Below are 1,183 nucleotides of genomic sequence, written 5' to 3'. Positions count from 1 at the left end.
CAGACTACACGACTCCCTGTCTTGGACGCCTTGGCATGACAAGCTTGCGGAAGCTTGGCGGGGTTTCGGCGTGCGACCGGAGCAATCGCCTCGTCTCGTCGAGGCCGGTCCGGAACCAGGACTTCGACAGGTATCCGTGGGCCTTCCTGCCGGGGAATTTCGTTCCCATGAGCGCCGCCGCTGTCCGGCAGACCAGGGCGATGGCAAGCGCCAGGATGGCGATCAGCAAGGACAACTTGCGCGCGAGCGAGAGGCGTGTGTCCTCGAGGTTCAGGCCGCGGGTCTTGCTGTCGGCGAACAGGCATTCGATCAGCCAGCGCTTGCGGTAGAGCCGCAGGATGCGCGCGCCGCTGCCGGGGCGCGAGGAGGCGACGACCAGAAGCTCTCCGCCCCTGATCCGCCGGGCGCCGAAATGGAGTTCGAGATCAGGATGTCCGTCCCGGCCGGGCAGGATGGCGGTGAAGCCGCGCACGCCCTTGCAGCGCGACAGCCAGGATCGCAGGGAAAGGTCGCGGCCCTCGACGCGGACAATCTGATCCTCCTTCATCCGGATCGCGAAGGGGATTTTCCTGTCCACGAGGAAAGCCATCCATTCCTGGCCTATGAATTCGCGATCGGCCATCAGCATGCGCACCGTGGAGACATCGAAATGCTGCAGGTACCGGTTCATCAGCGCGATGCGCTGCGCCGTCGTGGAGTTGCCGGAATGGGACAGCAGCGTCCACATCAGCGGAACCCGGAACCGCGTGGTGACCACGGCCAGGACCAGGACGTTGACATCCGCCCTGCCGATCTTCCAGTTGGTCCGGTCGAGGCAGAGATGCCACGGCCGCGGGTTGCCGATCAGCGCCACGACGAGACGGACCGTCCAGTCCTCAGGCAGGTCGACGTGCTGAAAGAAACGCTGCATCCGACGGTAGGTCGACGCAACCTTGGCGCGACCGGGCCGCTCAGTCGCGACATGCGTGAGGTTCACCGTGCGGGCGCCGATCATGCCCAGCAGGATGAGGCTGAGTGTTTCGAGGCGGGACTTGCCCAGCGGGACATGCGGGGCTAGCGTCTTCTGCAGATCGGCGAGAGCGCGGATATTCAACGGGCCGTTCCTTTGGCGAGGTCGAGTCCGTCAGGAGACTCCCTTCCGCCGATCGCCGCCACCCCAAATCAACCAGTGTCGTGTAGTCTG

1 protein-coding gene is annotated in these 1,183 nt (G+C 64.9%); it reads right to left on the bottom strand.

Annotation, left to right across the window (positions count from 1 at the left end):
- Nucleotides 1–4: 4 nt before the first annotated feature.
- On the bottom strand, nt 5–1,093 hold the full coding sequence (locus HCC78_RS32645) for an IS4 family transposase (protein WP_172332834.1): 1,089 nt from the start codon (nt 1,091–1,093) through the stop codon (nt 5–7).
- Between the last annotated feature and the right edge of the window lie 90 nt (nt 1,094–1,183).

It is taken from the genome of Mangrovicoccus sp. HB161399 (assembly GCF_013184745.1).
Taxonomy (GTDB): domain Bacteria; phylum Pseudomonadota; class Alphaproteobacteria; order Rhodobacterales; family Rhodobacteraceae; genus Mangrovicoccus.
The sequence above is the reverse complement of the archived record's forward strand: the minus strand, read 5'-3'. Positions and strand labels throughout refer to the sequence as shown.